The sequence below is a fragment of the Azospirillum sp. BE72 genome, from assembly GCF_031455875.1.
In the GTDB taxonomy this organism is placed as follows: domain Bacteria; phylum Pseudomonadota; class Alphaproteobacteria; order Azospirillales; family Azospirillaceae; genus Azospirillum.
Genome location: NZ_JAVDTO010000017.1, coordinates 38,988 through 57,406 on the forward strand (window position 1 = coordinate 38,988; position 18,419 = coordinate 57,406).

Genomic DNA, 18,419 nt, shown 5'->3' on the forward strand with positions numbered 1-18,419 from the left:
GCCAGCCTGTCGAGGGCGCCGCAGGTGTTGGCGCAGTCCCCCCAGTAGACGGTGTGCGAGTTCACCGCTAGGCAGCGCTTATTGGCAGCTGCCATTGCACTGGATCCGACCATCATTAACGCCACAGCAGATGCTGTTCCCTTCAGAGCAGGACGTTATCCATCCGCCGCGGTACTGCTCGCACGTAGACGGCGTGGCGATCCAATTACCGCAGGAGTCTCCATAGGTGGACTGGCACCAATACCGGGCGCAGGCCTGGCCCATATTTCCAACACAACACCCATGCGTGTTGCAGCTCTGAGAGTCGTTTGGCCGGCTGCCCCAGCCGCAGTTGCCGCCATCGACCGACGCACCGTCGGAGCGTCGGCACCAAACCGAGCGCGACTGGCTGCCGCCGCCGCACGAGGCAGAGCAACCGCCCCAGCCGTCCGCCACCCAGGAGTACGAGCAGCCTGAATAGTTGGTGCAGCTCTGAGAGTCGTTTGGCCGGCTGGCCGAGCCGCAGTTGCTGCCATCGACCGAGGTTCCGTCTGAGCGCTCACACCAGACCGAGCGGCTCTGGCTGGAGCCTCCGCAGGCATTGGCACAGGCTCCCCAGTTGCCGCTCCGCCAAGCGTAGGTGCAGGTGGCGTAGCTGGTGCATGCTTCCACCGTTTGCGGTTTCCCGGAGCCGCAGAAGCTGTCGGCAACGGCTACGCCATCAGAGCGCTCACACCATACCGACCGTGAGCGGCTGGACGTGCCGCAGGCGTTTTCACAGGCTCCCCATGCAGCGGTCTTCCAGGCAACGGGCAGAAAGCCCGTAGCTGTCCCTGCGAGCGCAACACTGGGCTGGTTGTGGTTCGCGAGCAGGAGCGTGCCGGCATAGCTGCCATTGCGATCGGCGCGTGCTCGGACCGTGACATCGCAGGACGCGCCTGCCCCAAGAGACTGTCCCGAGCACGCGTTGCTGACGAACTCGAAGCTGCCTGGATTGTCTCCACCGAACAAAGCCACGAGCATGTCCGTGGACTCTTCGGTGGACGTGTTGGTGATCCGGAACGTGGCCGGGGTCGACACGCGCCATTCCCCTTGGGTCTGCCCGGCGACGTTCAACGATGTGGGTGCGCCCGCGATGGACGTGATCGTCAGGTTGGGCAGATCGAAATGCCGCGCCGTGCCCGACAGCGGCACGTCCATCGTGTAGCCGCCGGTGCTCAGGCGCAGTGTCCCGGACAATGGGCCGAACCAGCTGGCGCGCGGCTGCACTGTCACCTGGCAGGTGCTTCCCGCATCGCCCGGCGGCCCGAGCAGGGCGCCGGAGCAGTTGTCGCCTGTGATCGTGAAGTGTTCCGCCCCGGCGCTGATCGTGGCGGCGAGCGGCTTGTCCATGTAGAGACCCAACGCCTCGGCCCGCCCGGCGCTGCGCCCGCCATTCTGCAGCATCACGCCTGTCGCCGCCGCCGGCGCACCATCGACCGAGAGCACCAGATCACGAAAGTCCGTGATGGTGACAGCGCCGCCGCTTACCACCGCGTCCGGCCGCGGCGCGGCGGGGCTGACAACGCTCGGATACGTCGCGCCCTCCGGCCCCGTGGCCTCCCCTGCATTCTTCACCCGCAGCTCAAGCGATGGGCCACTCTGCGCCCAGGAAGCGAGCGGCATGGCGATGATCGAGAGCAGCAGGGCCGCGGTGACTTTTCTCATAGACCCTCTCCAGCACAGCCCGAACCTGCCTGCCGACGGCGGCTACGCGCAGCCTGGAGAGTTCCACAACGCAGCCATTTTTCGCGCCGCTGAAAGGCACCTAAAACCATCGTCTTTCGGCGGTGTCGCCGCTCTTAGCGTAAGCGGAGGTTACGAACCCCGGAAGACAGGCCTTGCGATAGGCAATGCCGCCACGGCCGGGCACAACTCGCCTTAGTAGCGGAAGTCAACGGTCGCACAGGATTGAATGTCCTCACCATTCGGCCCACGAGCCCACGAGCAATAGCGACCGACACAACCACGGCGCATGTTGTTGCCATCATCGCAGACCCAGCGGTCATAGTTTCCAAATGCGTAGCCGCCGGGCCAGTCGTGATCGCCGGCAATGGCACAGTTCCCCTCAAACGTCTGCCGGCCAGCGTATGGAGTGACGTTGATAAACTCGATGCGGAACTGGCCACATCCTTCGGGCGCCGGAACGGAGGAGGGGAATTGCATCGCGATCCTTGGGCAGGCATGCGTATTACACTGCTCGCTCGACGCCGGTGCAGACCCACAATAGCTCCCATCCACTTGCTCGCCATTTGATCGGCGACACCAGACCGACCGGCTGCGCCATCCGCCACCGCACGACGCGGAGCAACCTCCCCAATCGCCCACCTGCCAAGCGTAGGTGCAGGTGGCGTAGCTGGCGCATGCTTCCACCGTTTGCGGCTTCCCGGCCCCGCAGAAGCTGTCGGCAACGGTCACGCCATCAGAGCGCTCACACCATACCGACCGTGACCGGCTGGATGTGCCGCAGGCGTTGTCACACGCCCCCCATACGGCGGTCTTCCACGCCACCGGCAAGAAGCCCGTAGCTGTCCCTGCGAGCGCAACACTGGGCTGGTTGTGGTTCGCGAGCAGGAGCATGCCGGCGTAGCTGCCATTGCGATCGGCGCGTGCTCGGACCGTGATATCGCAGGACGCGCCTATCCCCAGGGATTGCCCCGAGCACGCGTTGCTGACGAACTCGAAGCTGCCTGGATTGTCTCCACCGAACAAAGCCACGAGCATGTCCGTGGCCTCCTCGGTCGACGTGTTGGTGACCCGAAAGGTGGCTGAGGCGGACACGCGCCATTCCCCTTCGGTCTGCCCGGCGACGTTCAACGATGTGGGTGCGCCCGCGATGGACGTGATCGTCAGGTTGGGCAGATCGAAATGCCGCGCCGTGCCCGACAGCGGCACGTCCATCGTGTAGCCGCCGGTGCTCAGGCGCAGTGTCCCGGACAATGGGCCGAACCAGCTGGCGCGCGGCTGCACGGTCACCTGGCAGGTGCTTCCCGCGTCACCCGGTGGCCCCAGCAGGGCGGCGGAGCAATTGTCGCCCGTGATCGTGAAGTGTTCCGCCCCGGCGCTGATCGTGGCGGCGAGCGGCTTGTCCATGTAGAGACCGAGCGCCTCGGCCCGTCCGGCGCTGCCCCCACCATTCTGCAGGGTGACACTGGTCACCGCCGCCGGCGCACCATTGACCGAGAGCACCAAATCACGAAAGTCCGTGATGGTGACGGCGGCGCCGCTCACCACCGCGTCCGGCCGCGGCGCGGCGGGGCTGACAACGCTTGGATACGTTGCTCCTTCCAGCCCCGTGGCCTCCCCGGCATTCTTCACCCGCAGCTCGAGCAATGGGCCACTCTGCGCCCACGCGGCGAGCGGCATGGCGATGATCGAGAGCAGCAGCGCCGCGGTGACTTTTCTCATAACCCCCTCCAGCACGGCGCGAGGCCGCCATCCGAGGGCGGTTACGCGCAGCCTGGAGAGTTCCACAACGCAGCCTTTCTTCGCGCCGCTGAAAGGCACTCAAAACCATCGTCTATTGGCGGTGCCTCCGCGCGTCGCGTGAGTGTCCGCCTGCTACTGTGGGGCTCCGAGCGGACATAGTAAAAGGGCGCCTCCGGTGTGGAAGCGCCCTTGTTGCCTGTCCACCCGTCCGTGCAGATGTCCTAGATGGGCAGCACCGGAGTGGTCGCGACCACTTCCGAGACTTGCACGGGCAAAGTACCGGTCATGATCGAATCGATCACGGTGGGGGTGTTGTAAAGACCCATGCCCGAGCCAACTCCGAGGCCCAGCGGCATCAGGCTCTGGCGAGCGACGCCGCCGACCAAGCCGACGACGACCATGGAGCCGGCGATGATGCGGCCGAGCGTTCCTTGGGTCCAATCGGTCAGCGTCAGCCAGATGTCGTCGAACGCCGTGCCGCCTGTGCCAGCGAACACATCGCCCGCGGTAAAGGCGACGATCAGCGCGAGCGCCAGCGCGACCTGCGTGTTGGGGTGAATGCGGTGCTTCATGGTCTTGCTACTTCCCTTGCTTTACGGGGATTGAGGAAACGTGCTCCGACTTGTCCGCAGCTTTTGCCGGCCGGACCGGGGCGCTATCGTGGGCCGGCGGCTTCGCCTTGGGAGCAGTCGCTTCAAGGGGCCGGAAGGCCGACGGGGAACCGGACGCCGCGTCGGGCAGACCGACCTGCCACTTGCGCGGCTCGACCTCGCTAAAGACGAGGCCCGGCATATGCAGATCACCCTTGTTGTCCTGATACGGGGCAATCCAAACACGCATGACGACAGCGGGTGTGCGGATCGGCACACGGCCATCGTCGGTGTAAGCCACGGGCGTCGCGCCGTAGCCAACCGGAGAGCCGCCGAGTGCCGACGGGTCGGACGCTGCCGCTTTCCGCATGGTTTGGACCAACCCGGTCTCCGCCGCGCTTTCCGTGTTGCGCTGGGCCTCCTGGCTTAACGTCAAGCCGTTCACCGCATCGCGGGTATTTGTCAGCTCATAGACCTCCCGGGCGCTCTTGCAGGAGACACCTTGCGGCATTCCCGAGCAGCTGTAATCGCCAGCCCCGATCCCGAGGTTGGAGCACGCGCCAAGGAGGAGCGGCGCCAGGCAGGCGATAACCTTCGAGGAATTTAGGCTCATTTCTCGCAACCTTGTTTCGGGGGCAGTTTGCCGCGTTCTGATTTTTCTCGCGCCGCCGAAAGACAACGACTTTCAACGTCTTTCTCAAACATCAACGTGGCCCATTACCGGCCATACCGCCGGCACCGTTGCCACCAAACCCGAACATCGACCCCAGGAGCCCGGAAGTTCCTCCCGCGGCGCCGGAGCCTTGTTGCCCTTGGCCCGGCAACCGCATGTCCTGGAGCGCCTGCTCCTTCCCCTTCTTCTTGAAGGTCAAGCTGATGCCACGAGTTGCGATGAGGTCGATCTTGCGGCCTGCATCCACCTCGATGATGGGAAAGATGTTGGACGCCATGTCGAGATAGAACTGAGCGATCTTGTCGAGCGCGGACGATGCGCCGCCGAAAGCAGCGGACCGCAGCGATTGCTCACCCGCAAACACGTCAGCATACTGCGACTTGCCCGTGTTGCTGGTTGCCAGGACCGGGACCGGCTTCACATCGAACGCTTTGCTCACACCATCAAGAAAGCCAGCCATCAGCGCGCGGCCGATCACCTGTCCCTGCTTGCTCACCAAGCGCCCGCGGATGCCTGCCTTACCGTCTTCGCCAACGGCATAGGCCGGGAAATTTGCTTCGAGCACCTTCCCTTGCTTAGTGACGCAGCTGATCGTCTCTCCGCGCAAATACGCGCGCTCAGAGGACAGATCACCGAAGCCCGCAGCGAGCAGGAAGCACTCCTTCACGTCCGCCTTCCAGCGGTTCGGCAGGATGGCGTCATGCTTAATGCGCAGGAGGGCGGGAAACGGCTCCTTCCGGGCACTGTTTCCCGTGGGGGCATCCATGCCGGTGATGAGGGTGCCGGAGAAAATGGAGCCGGACGGGAGATAGTTCTGCGCAGTTTCCTCCTGGATCTCGTCCACCGGGGTCTCTGGCACCTCCTCAACCACCACCCGGATGTCGCCGGCAGCCTGTGACCCGGATGCGGCGGCGTTGGTACGCTCGACCTTGGCACCGTCAGCTTGCCCCTGCCCTGAAGGCTGGCCGCTCTTTTCGTACATCTCTGCCGAGCTCGGCGGTGCGGTAGGCGGGCGAAGAGCTGCGGGCGTCGGCCCCGGACGCTGCGCCATCTCGGTAGGCGCACGGCCGATAGGCGAGCGGCCGCCCTGCGCCGGCACCGCGCCTTTCTCCTGATCCGCGAGCTTTTGCTGAAGGTCGCCGACACGCTTCTGCAATTCCTGAAGCTGCATATCCGACGCAGACCGATCCGGATCGCTGGACTGCGCCGGTTCGCGCTGCTTGCGTTTCAGGTCCTCCTCCAGGCGCTCGATCTTCTGTTCCTTCTTCGCCAAGTTGGTTTCGAGGTTCTCGATCCGCGCGGCCATGCTGTCGAGAGACACCTGCCGCGTGTTCTTATCGAGCAGCACATTTTCCTGGATCGCGTTCGGGTCCTTGCGCGACGCGCGGACTCGATCGCCCGGCTGGAAAATCGCGACAAGCGTGATCAAGCACGTCGCGATCGCACCGACGGTTACCACCCGACGGAGCGTCGGATTCGCGTTCCGCCAGTGCTCAGTGATATTCAGTACGCTCACCGGACCGCTCCCGCTCGTGTCAGCAGCGACGGCCGACGCGCGTCGGTGTCCGACGGCAGTGCTGGGCGACGGATCACGAAAACCTCAGTGGACTGACCGGCGGCGAGAACGTTGTTCGGCCAATATGCGACCGCTGCGACGTTCGGTCCGGCACACCAGGGCTCGGCCAGTTCGACGGACGATCCTGACTGGTTGGAGACAACGCCGATGACGACCTGCAGGTGTGACCCTTCCATCACCTGACCGCCACCAAACTGGAACGTGACACCGGCCGGCCCGGTACACCCGACGGTCTGTTCGCCACGCTCCATGTCGCGCATTTGATAGCCGCTGGGCACGGTGCCGAGTGCAATCTCACGCATGATCGACCGGATCGTTTCGACGTACGGCTGACTCTCCTCCCAATGCTGCGCCTTCTTGTTGCCAGCCACGGCTGCGCCGGCCGCGCCAACCCCGCCGGCGGCAAACGAGGCATTCCAGACACCACCGCGAGGCAGCTGCAGCTGGATTTCGCGCGGGGGAACGCGCCGGGGCACGAGGGCGAGCGGAATCGCCACGGACTCATCTCCCTTCGGCGTGATGAAGATCGTCGCAGGCGAAGTGGTGGACACGTAGACGACGTTTCCGGAAACCTTGAACTTGGCATCGCTTGTCGTCATGACCGCCGGTTCGGCAAACGGCGTTACGATGCGGTTCGCGTGCCCCTCCGCCACTGCCAACAGCTCCGTGGTGCCAGGGCGGATGGTGATAACGGCCGGCTGGGTCATCGCAGCCAGATCCTCGGGCGGTGGAGCCGCGCTTGGAGCAACGACACTGGAAGGCACGGCCGGAAGCTCCACTGCGCTTTCAACCTTCGGAGCCGCCGCGGTGCCGGACCGAACCACTGCCTGCGTCGTGGCGGGAGTGGTCGGAGATGCCGAGCGCGGCGGGGTCGTGGCGACCGGCGTTGCCGGTGCAGCACCCTTGGAAGCTTGAGAAGGCAGCGTTACGTTGGGCTTCCCACCGCGCGCGTCAATCTCCTCCTGGATAGCCTTCTGCAGGGTGTCCAACTCGGAGGCCGGAGCGGCGGCCTTGGAACTATCGTAGGCGGCCTCAATCTCACTCAACGGCGCCACCGGAAGCTCCGGAGTTTGCGCCTGTGCGATCTGGTGTCCGACGAGAACGGCGAAGGCGCTCACGCTGGCCAGGATAATGGGCTGGACCCGCTTCACGGCTTGTTCTCCTGGTTCTTGCGAGCCTTCAGATCTTCGATCCGCTGGGCACGCTCCTGAATTTGCTGCCGGCGCTCCCTCTCTGCGGAGGTCTGCGCGGCTCCCGCGTAGTTCGTAACCGAGGTGATCTGTGGCCGGAAGTTCCGTACGGTCCACGTGTACTCGTAGGTTGCCTCCTCACGCTTCTCATCGGCAGAAGGCCCCGTTACGACGCGATATCCGGTGACGAAATACTTGCTCGTCTCCCGCTCATAGATGATTTTGCGCGGATCGAAGCGTGCGGTGATCCGGTTGTGTTTGATTTCGTCGATGGTGCTTTCCACAGACTTCATAACTCCGTGGAAGATGTCCGGAGCCAGTAGGGGCTCCAGACCCTTGCGCACGAAATCCGCATTCGCTGGCGTGATGTTGCCGAGCAGCATGGACGTCGACCACGACCAAGCCTCCAGATAGTCCTGATTGGCGGACGATCGCGAAACCTCGACGGCCTTGGTCAGTTCCGGCGGGGCGATCACCACCGTCTTGTCTTTGGCGATGGCGTTGATGGCCAGCAGGAGGGCGACGCCGAGAAGGCCGAGGTTAGCTGCCCTCTGGAACCTGTTCTCAGCTCTGGCCCCCTGCCAGGACGCCAGAAAATCCTTCAAATGCATCTGTGCGTGTCCCGGCTCAAGGCTTGTAGTGATCGGCGAACGGATTGCGGATAGTGCGCGCGCTCGTGGGCATCAACCCGATCCAATAGAGCAGGTGCTGCAAGTAACCGTCCGGGTGCCCGTCGCGAAATCTCTTGTAGAGAGACGAGGCGGCAAAGCCGAGCGCCGTCATGATCAGCACGTTTCCAGTGAAAATACCGATGACGTGGAGGAGCACGATGGGCGCAAGCTCATCGGTGTTCCACAGGAGAACCGTTGGTGGTTCGTCGATTTGTCTCGGAAGCTGTACCGGACCCATGTGCCAATCCCCTTGCACGTCTGGCGCATTTATGCCCGTTTTCGGCGCGGCTTCGCGCCGTTGAAAGACGCTGGAAAACGCTGCCTTTCTCGGTTGCGCGGACCAATCGGACGTGCTCCGCAAGGGCGCGTTCTTACCTCGTCCATCTCCGACGAGGACCGGCGGCTCCGCCAATGACAAAGGGCCGGAGACAAGCTCCGGCCCAGCCGCTCAACCCATCGCGCCAGATGCAAAGGTCGGGGGCGGTCAGATGCGCTTCATCGTGTGGGACGCCACCAACATCAGCAATAGACTTACGGCGATGAAGAAGAACGGCGCCAGCAGGGGCGGGATCGGCACCGGTAGGAGGAGCGCCATGGGCAAGCCGACCAGCAGCCACTTTGCGGTCGCCGCCGCATAGCCGTGCACCAGCGGCGAGGGGTAATCGAACGTGTACTGTTTGCGCCGCCAGCTCATCATGCCGTCTAGGACCGCCGGAACTAGGAACAGCGGCACCACGGGGAGCCATAGCACCACGGCCGCAAGCCGGACGAACAGCCGCTGCAGCGATCCGAACACAGCATCCAACCCGGCCTTGATCATCGGAAAGTAGAGGTTCGCCCCAAGCGCTTCCAGGCCGCGGCTCTCCACGATCTTGTCCTGCGTCGGCAGGAAGAACTCGTAGACATTTCGCTCGACCCCGGTGTCACGGAAGATAGTCGCATAGGCACCGAAGCCGCTCTTCTCGATCCACAGCGTCGCGTTGAGGCCGAGTTCGGCGAGGGACCACTGACGCTCCACACGCGTTAGCCAGTCCAGGGCGTCCCGTCCCAGCATCGGTGTCAGCACGGCGATCATCACGAACTCGCCCAGGATAAGCCAGAGCAGCCAGCGTGCCCAGGTGGTGTTCTGTGATTCAGCCGCCATGGCTGGCCTCCTTGAGGATGTCGCGGTGCGTCGCCGTCAGGGCGAAGTCAGCAACGGCCGCGGTGATCTGTGCCGCCGTTTGGGTGCGGTCGCCGGAGCGTAGGGTGTAGCGCGCCACGTCCCGGTGGGCTGCGCCTAGCCAGAGCAGCATCGGAGCCCCCCGACCAGGAGCCCACGTCCGGTCGCCGCTGTCCGTCACAGTAATCCCGGCGAGCACCCGCCCAACTTCTGAAAATGCGGCGTCGGTGAAGGCGAGAAGGCGCAGGTCATCGCGCTGAAGCATGGCCGCGTCGTAGGCATCATAGGCCCTGTCCAGAGCACGGTGCAGCAACGGAAGTGGCGCGCCGCCCCGCTTGAGCGGGGGCGCCGTAAAGGCGTCCGTGATGTACTCGGCCATCCGCCGCTGTATCTCCGCGCTGCAAGGCCAATCCATCTCGAGCCGCCGAATGACGGCCATGATGCGCTTGCGGTCAGCGCGGAAGGTCCGAAGCATCTCGCATGGATCATCGGATGACGGGCATGTCAGCCCGATCGTCATGGCGCTTTCCATGGCAATCATCGCGCCAGCTACTCCTTGAGAATCGGCAGGCGGCCCTTGAGCAGGCGTCCGCCTGAGACTTTGGCGACGAACTCCAAGTTCGGGAGCTGACCCAGCAGGGCCGGGGTGAACAACTCCGCTTCCTCCTCCATAAGGCGTTCGCCGGCGTTGCCGCCAAACTGCATGGTCTCGTGACCGCCGGTGCCGATCGAGGACCCTTGCGTGGTCATGACGTATTTCACCCGGACGGTTGGCAGACCGTCGGTGATGTAGGTCTGCGTTTCGTTGTCGGTCACGCGCAGGGAGATCAAGTTGTTGACATTGCCGAGCACCTGGCGGGCCTTGGGTTCGGAGCCCAGCCGTGTCACGAAATCAGCGAAGGTCTGCGTGGCGATAAGCAGCCGGAGTTCGGCGCCGCGGCCTTTGTTCAAGATCTGGATGAGCGGGTCGTTGACCACCTCGGCCGCTTCATCGACGAAGATGTTCACCGGCGTGTTGTTGACACCATAGTTGTAGCGGTCGCCGGCGACACTAGCGAGGTCGGCGAGCAAGATCGACCCGATTGCCGAGCCCACCATCGCGTCGGTCAAGCTGTCCAAGCCGATGTAGCAGACTTGTCCCAGATTGATGACGCTCGCCATATCCACAATCGGTCGCTCATCAAAGTCATTGTTGCGGTTTGGCGAAAGCAAACCGCCCATGTGCCCGGATGTAAGCTGCCCAAGAAGAGGCAAAAGAGAGGCAATCATTTTCCCGAAATGGGTCCTGTCGTGTTCGAACATACTGAGCAGACCTTCTAGGTCTGTATTCGGCGCTCGGTGGTGTACCTTCTCGCGATAATACCGGATCAACGCCAGCGCTTTGCCGTCCTTTCCCTTTGCGTTGCTCAGAAATGGCTTTGCCTCATCTTCCCACATCTCGATCTGCTTCTCGCACCAGATCGAAACAGATCTGATGACCAGATCGTCCAGCCCACCTTCCAGATGGGACCGTATATTGACCAGGTTCGGCTGGCGCCCGGTAAGCACCAACCCCTGGACGACATTGTTGAGCGCCATTTGAGCGTAGGACTTGAAGGGGTCCGCCGGCCCCTCGCCGGGCAGCAGGTTGGCGATGCGGCTCGCCAGTTCTGTAGCGCGCGAGAAGTTCTTCATCGGGTCGATGCGGGCGCTCTTTTCCGGAAAGCCCGGATGGAACCAGACGAATTTCTCCGGCTTTCCCAACGCCGCGCAGGCCCGCTGCGCGTTCTCGCGCAGTTCCCGATCGCCCTTTGGGTCGATGATGATGACCGATTCACCGCGCAAAATGGCTTGTGTGACGAGCAAGTCGAACAGCCGGGTCTTGCCCGAGCCTGTCGTTCCAACGACCAGCAGGTGTCCCTTCGTATCGTTGATCGGAAGCTGCAGGTCTTCCTCGGACATGGAGACGCCGTGGATCCACGGGGCCCCCATCTGCTCGACCTTCGGCAAGATCTTCGATTTGTCGCGCTTCAGGATCTCGTAGCACAACTGCGTGTGCGGCTGATCCCATTCGAAACCGTTTCCCAGCCAGATGGCTCCGGGTTTCATGTGCGCCTGCAGTTCCTTGATCGACGCGAACTTGAGACGCTTTCCAGCAAGACGGGCCTTCCTTTGGTGATGGCGCCACGCCTGGTAAGCACGGTGCACGCCCATGCCCCCGCCGAGTGCCGCCATCCAGGCAAAGGGCGAGAGTGGAAGACCAGAAGCAGCGCCAATGGTCAGGCACAGGGATGCACTCGCACCCCATCCCGCAGCTGCGGCCAATTCGAAGTTTGGGCGCCACGGCATTTCATAGGTCTCAACCACCCCTCGGCTCCTGAGTTGTAATCATGTAGTCATTGTCGGTGCGCTGCACTCCCGCGAGGCTTTCGAAAGCGGGTCGGAAATTGCCAACTCCGATCTGCCGCTTTTTAGCAGCGGCCTCAAGCACATGCGCCGGCACTATTCGCCAATCACCGTGATCTGTTACCAAATCAGGGCACGGGCTTGACCGGCACCACGCGAGGAACTCCTTTGCTATTAGCGTGCGCTTGTCTTCGATACTCTGCGTGTACCCTTTTTTTTGTTCTGCCTTGTGAAAGAGCGGCGGCTTATCTTGGCTTCGCTCGACGCCGGGTTTGCTGCCGGCTTCTATGTCCGGCGATCCGCGCGTCGTCTGCATTGGACGCGGAGCGTTCTGTTCGTCCTTGCTGCCGTGCAGCGACGATAGAGCCGCCGATTCAGGCTGTGGCTCAATCACAGAACGGCTTCCATCGCCGGCAATGGCCTCCACCAGTGTAGTAGTGTCTTTTCGGGTTCCCGCGCCTACGAAACCGCCGCGATTGTTGTTTGCCGGTCCCCCCGTCGTCTGCATCGGACGCAGAGCGCTCTTATCCACGCTGCTGCCTTGCTGTGAGGGTTGAGTCGCCGGTGCAGGCTGTTGCTCAATCTCAGGACGGCTCCCATCGCCGGCGACCGCTTCCACCAGTGCAGCAATGTCCTTCCGGATCACGACGCCTTTGATGCCGGCGATCACTCTGATCGATGTCACGGCGTCCGGATGGTCTTTGACGATCCATCCCGCGTCCCTGAGCAGGCTCGCCAGTTCGACAGGTTGGGCATCAGGCTCGCCATCCGTTAGCTCAAATCGCAGGTAAGGGACAAACCCCTCCGGCATCTTCGCCATAAGGTGCTCGTCGACCTGCGCGAGGCTTTCGCCCCAATTCGCGCGTCCGCCGGCGATATCCTCGGCCATCGCGACCAGGAGCCGACCAGCTTTGCCCTTGCCGAACAGTTCGCTTCGCGCTGTGGGCGCGACGGCCGCGGTTTTGGAACTCGTCGCGGGGGGCTTAGCAGGTGGAGGAGGCTCGGCATTGCTCACGGCATCCGCTGCACCGGATCTCGGTTTAAGTGAGGCTTCTTCATCCCCGGTCGTGTGCCAGAAACCATCGTCCTGAGGTGACCTGCGAGTACCGGGCTGGAGTGGTGCCTTGCCGGTTGTCACTTTGGGCGTGCTTTTGGGGGGCGCACCTACCACTGGCTTGCTGACCGTCACGCCAGGGACGTTAGCCTTCCCGCCTGGTGCCTGCACAATGGGTTTGCTCACCGTGCTGTTCGACGCCACAGGTCCTTGGACCGGTTGGATCACGGAAGCCGCGGGCACCGCTGCCTGGGCGGCTGAAGCGGCTGGCGCGGCCAGCGCGTTGTGGACGGCCCCACAGTCGGCACAGGTCCATGCCGCGCCGGCTGAAACGGGGTTAGGGTGCACAACACCGCATGAGCCGCAGTGGACGCCAGCAGCCGGCGGGGCCTTGGGTGCAGCCGGCGAAACCTGACCTTGCGTCTGCACGGCCGCGGCTGGCAACGCCGCCGCAGGCGAGCTCGTGGACGATCCTGTCGAACCCGACGGTTGCGGAGGTGCTGGCGCCGGGTCAATCTGCGCGCCAACGTAGGGTGGAGGCTCGGAGAATAGCAGCGAGGGCGCTTGGAGGCGCAGCATCAGCAGCCTCACCGGGTTGCCGTTGTTGGTCAGCGCGTCCGGACAAACCGGCCAGTACCGGTACACCTGGTTTCCAAGCTTCTTGGACACCGCCAGATCACGCTCGACCATTACGTCTGCAAGCGTATCAGGATTTCTCGGAATTCCCTGGATGCGGTCGGTTTGCAGCAGCTCGATGATGTCTTCGACCGCCTTCTTCCAGACCACGAACACGCCGTCCGTCACGCCATCGGAAACCACCCAGACCCGCGCCCCCGGTTCGTTGATCTTCCATGTGCCGTCGGCTAGAAGGCGCCGCATGGCATCGAGCACAAATTGCTCGACGGGAACGCCGAACCCCGGATCGCGGATCTTCCCATGGCCGGTGGCGACGAGGTCGCGCTCAACACTGGCGGAGTCCGCCTTGGTGACAAGATCGACGAGGAGGTGCTTGAGCTTTTCCGACCCCGATAGATAAAGGTTCAGAGTCTGGTTTATGTCAGAGCCCCCTTCGTTAAGCCAGTGAACCACATGCTTGGGAATCAGACTTTGGGCAATGGAGCCCCCCAGGATGCGGTGTTCATTACCCCGGTTGCGCTTCCAACGCAGGAAGTAGCGTTCAACGCCATGCTTATTGGCCCACTCGCTGATCGTCTCCGAGTAAGGGCTCCACATGAGCGAGCCATCGGCATTGACCACCTCGACATCCGTGACCGGCTTGCCGACGTCATGGAGGAGGCCGGCAAAGAAGATCGCAGCCTGCCAGCGGATTTCTACGCGCTTGCGTTCGAGGGGGGTGCCCTCCGGCATGAAAATGTGTGCGCCGCTGGAGCGGCCTGCGGAGAACGCCACCTCAAGCCCATGCCGGAACGCACCACCAGCCCCTTTGTGATGATGGTGCTCCGAGGATGGCAGAAGGTGAATATACGAGGCGAAGCGCTCGATTACCGGCAGGATGATCCGGTTGTAGTCCTCATCCGGAAATGAAAACGTCTGCCGGATCTTGATGAGCATTTCCGGCTGCCGGCGCATGAGGCGCTCGGTGCTGTAGACTGGGAGCCCCTTCTCGTAGGGAGGATAGCGCGGCACTTCCTCGTCGACGTCAATTTCCGGCTTCGACGCGAGCGGCGCATTGGCGTAGTAGCCGGGGAAGGCCCAGCGACGCGCTTTGTCAGAGAGGTCTGAAATTAACTTCTTCATGGGGATCTCTGTACCAAAGTCGATCTTGGTTTCTCGCCACCGAAAGACGCTGAAAATCGTCGCCTTTCGGCGGCGCGCGCAGATGCCGATCCCCGCTACTCTCCGGGGCGCTCCCAAGGCGATTCAATACTGAGAGGTTCCTTTGCGCCTAACCATCTACGCATCCGTCCTGCTTGCAGGAACTGTGCTCGCAGGTTGTGCGGAAACGACCGCCCAGGCCCCGTTGGTGATGGCGACCGCGCATCAGGTGGCCGAAACCACGCCCCCCCGTTACGAGGCTCGCGTCGGATGGGTCGGCGCACGCCGGGGGGGCGCGGCGGTCAGGGGTGAGGGTTACGAGCACGTCATTGCGATGGACGCGGCCTACACGGTGGCTCCGCTCGGGGCCAACTTGAGCAGTGGCACAGGCGCCGCTGGGTCCGACCTGGACATCAAGAGTGTCCTGGCTCGGTTGAACGCGGTCAACACCGAGGCGAGTGGCGCCAAGACCGCAATCCAGCGTGAACAACTGCCGGCGCCTTCGTCCAAGCCGATTAAGCTCTCAGCGGGCCGCTCAGGCATGGTGCCGCCGGCCAGCCGGTCGATCGACACGCATCGCTCCGCATGGGCGAAGTTCTGCTCCGGTCAACGCCTGACCGCGGATGAGTGGACCGTGATCCACAACACAGCCGGGCCGCCCATGAACACTCTGGAAGAGAAGCGCCACAATGGATGCGCGGCGCTGCGCAACGACTTCCTGCCGGCGGCGGAGCGTTCGGCCTCGACGAAGGGCAAAGGCTAAATAGGCGCGCCGCCTACTGGGGAGAGCCAGCTGGCCGGCCTCCCTGGTGCCCGATCAGGTTAGGGGAGTTCAGCCTGCGAAACGGTGTCAGCTCAAACCGGATTCGCTTTCATAAACTCGTTCTTGATGAGTGGAACCCAGAGGTGGAAGTCCACACAGTCCAGCGACACCGCCGGCATCGCCGTGCGTGGGTACTTGTCCGCATACTTGCTTCTGGCAAGGGCCAGCCAAAGCTGGCGTTGCCTAGCAACCATCCCGCCCAGCGCGAACATGACACGATACACCGGTTGGTCCAGGTCCCGACTGAACGCTGTTGACCACACAGAGGCGTCGCCCTCCCGGGCCTCCAATACGAGATCTCCGAACAGGCTGTTCAGCCATCGTTCGAACACCCTTGGCGGTCGTTCCGCCTTTATTCGATGCCTGACGCACCAGGTGGCCCACAGGTCGATCAGGTCATCAATCGGTGCTCCAGGGAACTCCTCCCGATATCGGCTCCGCACCCGAATCCCTAGCTTCCCAGCAAATGCCGAAGGGGGAGGCATGCTCGTTTCAGTGGCCCCTGGCAGATCAAACACAAGCTGGCCTGTAGGCTCCTCCAAGAGCGGACCGGTTTCAGCTGGCGGCAATGCGGAAGCCGGGCCTTCGAAAATGAAGCGGATGTGCGTGCGCTTCTTGGTTCGCTCCTGCAAAACCAACTCGTACCGGATGTTGAACGCAGCGTGTTGGTTGATTTCATCCACGGCAACCTTCAACACCCGACGTTCGAAGGCGGCCCATTTGTCGTAGCTCTCGGCGGCAGCATTCAATACCTGCCTTAGATCTCCAGCAGGAACGGTCCAAGACAGGGTCTCGCGGTCAGTGTTGGCGCACAGAAGCTGATAGAGACGGTGGCTGTAACCCGACGTCAGTTTCGCAAGCACCTTGAGCTGAACAAGGAACCGCTCCCCCTTCATCGACAGGAGCTTTTCGACCTCAGGGCTGAAGCGCCAGTAGATGACACCATGGCTCTCCGGAACCTCCGAGAGCGTGATCAAGCTGATGTTCCTGTGCCGAAGGGTGTTATCTCCCGGAGCGAAATACCCGATGGTGATGACCGAGCTTTGCAAGTTCTTCGCTGCGGCCAGAATTCGGCTGTTGCTCTTGTGGCTTTCCCATCCCATCGCCCGCTTAACGTCGGTAGCCAACGCCGAATAGACGCGGGTACCAGGAGCCGCTTCTCCCGTCGCAGCGTCGCTCAACACCGTATCGGAAGCGTGGGCCAACATGGCATCGAGGAGCTTTCGATCCACAACCGACAAATCCGGGTCCAGGACCTCGATCAGCTCGCGGACCTTCAGGAAGCTGGGATCGCCGTGCATCCAGTTGGACACAGCGAGAGGACTCCGCCTCGGGCCGTTGACCGCTGGTGCCGCCTGCTGGACGCGTAGCTCAGCCGAAGTGTCCTCGGCATCCGCGGCCGGCGTCACACGCTTGGTTCCCCTCTCCATAGGCCTTCATGTCTCGATTGTGCCGGTTGGACCATAGTGACGCGACGGAGGCTATGATGGCAACGGGCTTACAGGGGCTAACAAAGTCGAGGTGACGCAGCGGGGGGCATAATGGCGGCACAAGCGCTGCCTTCATAGCCTCCAACACGTCACCGTGACACAGCGGATGCTATAATGGCCGCCCACACGGTGCGAGGGCGGCAAGGGCCTTGCGGCTCCAGTGAAACATGCTCCGGAACGCCATCATGGCCTCCGTTGCGTCACGGTGACGCGTTGGAGGCTTTCCCGGTGGAATGGCCGACGCCAACACAGCCCCAAGCATGTCACGGTGACGCAATGGAGGCCATAATGGCGCGCAGCCACGATCACCAGTCCAGCGGTGACGAGATAGAGGCTATGCTGGCCATGCTGAACGCAGACAGACGCGCCACGATAGCCCCCAGCACGTCACAGTGACGTAATGGGGGTCATGATGGCGGACGTGAGTCGCGCCAACATAGCCTCCGCTTTGTCACAGTGACGTGTTGAAGGCTATGAAGGTATATCCAGCAATGGCGCCACGCCATTATAGACCCGACGACGTCATGGTGACGTGTTGGAGGCCATGATGGCTTAGTGACTGATCACCGGTCCTTACTGCCATCCCTCAGGTTGGCGCTTCGATCTGCCTGACCCCAGCAAACCTCCTCAGTGTAGACCACGTTCCATTGGAACGTCGCTCGGCTTTCTAAAGCTGAATTTCGTGGCCGAGACGATACACACGACACACGCTAAGCGATACGGGGTAAAAACACCGAAAATCGACGTCTTTCTCGGGTGTCGCGGCGCTTGCAAAACGGTGCCTAATATGTTGCGGGCTGGGTTCTCCAGCCACCGTGATGGAGGTTTTAGGAAGAGTTGGGCTTGCCGAACCGGCGCGCAGTGTCTGGCTACTGCTCCGCCCGAAGGCGGCAACGGCCCCAGAAGGAGCCGAGAAGTCCAGGATTGGTCCGCTGCGCCGCTATGGCCTCCAATCAGTCATTCACATCGCGATCTGCCGCACGGCGGCCGAACGTGCCGCCATTATGGCCCCCACTTCGTCACCCCGGCGTCGCGTGAGGCAGGATTGTCCGGCGCGCCGCCATCATAGCCTCTTATGCGTCACCACGATGCGGATCTGAGGCTAGCGCCCGCTCCCCGCCCACAATCGGGGCTCCGGAAGCGAGCGGGTGGCTCCTGGCCCTGGGTGACGTAGCATGGGGTATAATGGCGGGATTACTCGCTCCCACTCGGACAGCAGCCGCGATTCCGTGTGAGTCGCTGGGGGTGACGCGGTGTGGAGCATACTGGTGGGGCCAGATTCCCGCCATCACGCTCCACGCGGCGTCACGGTGACGGACCGTGGAGCATCATGGCGAGCCGCACTCAGCCGTTATGCCCCCTTCAACGTCACGGTGACGGATTGGAGGCCATAATGGCGGATCCGTCTCACGTCGATCTGTGTGAATCGTAGCATTGCCGTTTAGTCCGAAAGGAAGAAGTCGCCATGAACGTCACAGTGTAATGCCGGGCTCCCATGCGGGGCCTTTCGTATCAGACAGAACTCGAAGCTCGGCGATGCCATCCACCCAAGTTTAGAGACTTTGGGAACGATGGTCTATTG

At 62.7% G+C, this 18,419-nt stretch carries 13 protein-coding genes and 1 pseudogene; 1 reads left to right on the forward strand and 13 read right to left on the reverse strand.

Annotated features, from left to right (window positions below; genetic code table 11):
• Positions 1-78 precede the first annotated feature (78 nt).
• The 12 genes and pseudogenes from J2Y49_RS27235 to mobH form a co-directional block, all read right to left on the reverse strand.
• A complete protein-coding gene (locus J2Y49_RS27235) occupies positions 79-1,686 on the reverse strand; it encodes a thrombospondin type-1 domain-containing protein (RefSeq protein WP_149226229.1) in 1,608 nt (535 codons plus the stop codon).
• Positions 1,687-1,899: 213 nt separating this feature from the next.
• Positions 1,900-3,426, reverse strand: coding sequence for a thrombospondin type-1 domain-containing protein (locus tag J2Y49_RS27240; protein ID WP_149226227.1), 1,527 nt, complete (start codon positions 3,424-3,426; stop codon positions 1,900-1,902).
• Positions 3,427-3,668: 242 nt separating this feature from the next.
• Positions 3,669-4,019 (reverse strand): TraA family conjugative transfer protein, encoded by a 351-nt coding sequence (traA, locus tag J2Y49_RS27245; RefSeq protein ID WP_247883952.1) that lies wholly within the window; start codon positions 4,017-4,019, stop codon positions 3,669-3,671.
• A gap of 7 nt (positions 4,020-4,026) precedes the next feature.
• Positions 4,027-4,650 carry a type IV conjugative transfer system lipoprotein TraV gene (traV, locus tag J2Y49_RS27250; protein ID WP_149226224.1) on the reverse strand — a complete coding sequence of 208 codons (624 nt, stop codon included), beginning with the start codon at positions 4,648-4,650 and terminating at the stop codon, positions 4,027-4,029.
• A 253-nt stretch (positions 4,651-4,903) separates the two neighbouring features.
• A pseudogene (locus tag J2Y49_RS27255) lies at positions 4,904-6,226 on the reverse strand (TrbI/VirB10 family protein); the annotation flags it as partial.
• A complete protein-coding gene (locus J2Y49_RS27260; RefSeq protein WP_149226222.1) occupies positions 6,223-7,437 on the reverse strand; it encodes a type-F conjugative transfer system secretin TraK in 1,215 nt (404 codons plus the stop codon). The gene J2Y49_RS27260 and the pseudogene J2Y49_RS27255, both read right to left, overlap by 4 nt.
• Positions 7,434-8,087 (reverse strand): TraE/TraK family type IV conjugative transfer system protein, encoded by a 654-nt coding sequence (locus J2Y49_RS27265; RefSeq protein WP_149226220.1) that lies wholly within the window; start codon positions 8,085-8,087, stop codon positions 7,434-7,436. The genes J2Y49_RS27260 and J2Y49_RS27265 overlap by 4 nt, the downstream gene beginning before the upstream one ends.
• A gap of 16 nt (positions 8,088-8,103) precedes the next feature.
• Positions 8,104-8,385 carry a type IV conjugative transfer system protein TraL gene (gene traL / locus J2Y49_RS27270; protein ID WP_149226218.1) on the reverse strand — a complete coding sequence of 94 codons (282 nt, stop codon included), beginning with the start codon at positions 8,383-8,385 and terminating at the stop codon, positions 8,104-8,106.
• A gap of 246 nt (positions 8,386-8,631) precedes the next feature.
• Positions 8,632-9,291: a DUF4400 domain-containing protein gene (locus J2Y49_RS27275; protein WP_149226216.1), complete on the reverse strand. Its 660-nt coding sequence runs from the start codon at positions 9,289-9,291 to the stop codon at positions 8,632-8,634.
• Complete coding sequence (locus J2Y49_RS27280; RefSeq protein ID WP_149226214.1) at positions 9,281-9,850, reverse strand: hypothetical protein; 570 nt, start codon at positions 9,848-9,850, stop codon at positions 9,281-9,283. The genes J2Y49_RS27275 and J2Y49_RS27280 overlap by 11 nt, the downstream gene beginning before the upstream one ends.
• Before the next feature lie 8 nt (positions 9,851-9,858).
• Positions 9,859-11,637, reverse strand: coding sequence for a conjugative transfer system coupling protein TraD (traD, locus tag J2Y49_RS27285; protein ID WP_149226327.1), 1,779 nt, complete (start codon positions 11,635-11,637; stop codon positions 9,859-9,861).
• A 10-nt stretch (positions 11,638-11,647) separates the two neighbouring features.
• Complete coding sequence (gene mobH / locus J2Y49_RS27290; RefSeq protein ID WP_149226212.1) at positions 11,648-14,506, reverse strand: MobH family relaxase; 2,859 nt, start codon at positions 14,504-14,506, stop codon at positions 11,648-11,650.
• A 229-nt stretch (positions 14,507-14,735) separates the two neighbouring features.
• On the opposite strand from mobH, the gene J2Y49_RS27295 reads away from it, so the two are divergent.
• Positions 14,736-15,287 carry a hypothetical protein gene (locus tag J2Y49_RS27295; RefSeq protein ID WP_149226210.1) on the forward strand — a complete coding sequence of 184 codons (552 nt, stop codon included), beginning with the start codon at positions 14,736-14,738 and terminating at the stop codon, positions 15,285-15,287.
• A gap of 92 nt (positions 15,288-15,379) precedes the next feature.
• On the opposite strand, the gene J2Y49_RS27300 is transcribed toward J2Y49_RS27295, so the two are convergent.
• Positions 15,380-16,660 carry a replication initiation protein gene (locus J2Y49_RS27300; protein WP_188092489.1) on the reverse strand — a complete coding sequence of 427 codons (1,281 nt, stop codon included), beginning with the start codon at positions 16,658-16,660 and terminating at the stop codon, positions 15,380-15,382.
• Positions 16,661-18,419: the final 1,759 nt, after the last annotated feature.

Excerpts from the sequence above, each read along its gene's own strand:
- J2Y49_RS27235 (WP_149226229.1), bottom strand. The coding sequence starts at position 1,686 with ATGAGAAAAGTCACCGCGGCCCTGCTGCTCTCGATCATCGCCATGCCG.
- J2Y49_RS27240 (WP_149226227.1), bottom strand. The coding sequence starts at position 3,426 with ATGAGAAAAGTCACCGCGGCGCTGCTGCTCTCGATCATCGCCATGCCG.
- traA (WP_247883952.1), bottom strand. The coding sequence starts at position 4,019 with ATGAAGCACCGCATTCACCCCAACACGCAGGTCGCGCTGGCGCTCGCG.
- traV (WP_149226224.1), bottom strand. The coding sequence starts at position 4,650 with ATGAGCCTAAATTCCTCGAAGGTTATCGCCTGCCTGGCGCCGCTCCTC.
- J2Y49_RS27265 (WP_149226220.1), bottom strand. The coding sequence starts at position 8,087 with ATGCATTTGAAGGATTTTCTGGCGTCCTGGCAGGGGGCCAGAGCTGAG.
- traL (WP_149226218.1), bottom strand. The coding sequence starts at position 8,385 with ATGGGTCCGGTACAGCTTCCGAGACAAATCGACGAACCACCAACGGTT.
- J2Y49_RS27275 (WP_149226216.1), bottom strand. The coding sequence starts at position 9,291 with ATGGCGGCTGAATCACAGAACACCACCTGGGCACGCTGGCTGCTCTGG.
- J2Y49_RS27280 (WP_149226214.1), bottom strand. The coding sequence starts at position 9,850 with ATGATTGCCATGGAAAGCGCCATGACGATCGGGCTGACATGCCCGTCA.
- traD (WP_149226327.1), bottom strand. The coding sequence starts at position 11,637 with ATGCCGTGGCGCCCAAACTTCGAATTGGCCGCAGCTGCGGGATGGGGT.
- mobH (WP_149226212.1), bottom strand. The coding sequence starts at position 14,506 with ATGAAGAAGTTAATTTCAGACCTCTCTGACAAAGCGCGTCGCTGGGCC.
- J2Y49_RS27295 (WP_149226210.1), top strand. The coding sequence starts at position 14,736 with ATGGCGACCGCGCATCAGGTGGCCGAAACCACGCCCCCCCGTTACGAG.